At 57.4% G+C, this 695-nt stretch carries 1 protein-coding gene; it reads right to left on the minus strand.

Translation table 11 applies throughout. The annotated features are described in order from the left end of the window. Positions 1-88: 88 nt before the first annotated feature. On the minus strand, positions 89-695 hold a 607-nt coding region (locus CHL76_RS16700), incomplete at its 5' end, for a transposase (RefSeq protein WP_143747488.1).

A 695-nucleotide genomic window follows, 5' to 3' on the forward strand; every position in this document is an offset into this window, starting at 1 on the left:
TTATGTTGCAGTTTTGAAAACAATTGTTGGTCATGGATTTAAATATTGGAAATCATCGACAATATCATCCAACCGATGGCTTTGCGGGTCAGGCCACGCGGTAAGCGTCATACACGCTTTCCAGGGTCGCGCCCGCCTGGGCGCGCTGATAAATATCCGCAATCTCTCGCCGCCGGTGATCCTGATGACTGGCATGAAAGGCTTCACTGATGGTGCCCGCAAATGCCCAGGCAAGCAGCAGCCAGGCGGTTTGGAGGAGAAGCAGGTAGCGTCGGATGGCCGGGGCGCTCCGCAGCCGGTACCCGCCCATCGACAGCTTGCCCTTGGCTTCCTGGAAAAAGGTTTCAATCGCCCACCGGTGCTGGTACCAGGATAAGACCTCCCCAGCTGTCATGGAGGGATCGGTGGAAAAGAAAAACCGGTATGCTTCGTGGGAAGCAGAAGCCCGGGAAGCAACGACCACGCCTGAAAGGCCACCTTTCAACCGCCCCTGAAACCGAACCATTTCATAGGTGGTACTCCGGACGGTCACAAGGTCCGGCTTTTCCACCTGCCGGGCCCGTTGGGCCCAGTCTCTGGCTGGTAGCGGCATGGGGTCCGTCTCGAGCACCCGGTTGCTTTTAATGGCACCGATAAAATGCCAGCCCCGGTCCCGGACGGTACGGATCAGTTTTTCCGATGCGTACCAGCTGTCA

Source organism: Marinococcus halophilus (assembly GCF_002265875.1).
GTDB lineage: Bacteria > Bacillota > Bacilli > Bacillales > Marinococcaceae > Marinococcus > Marinococcus halophilus.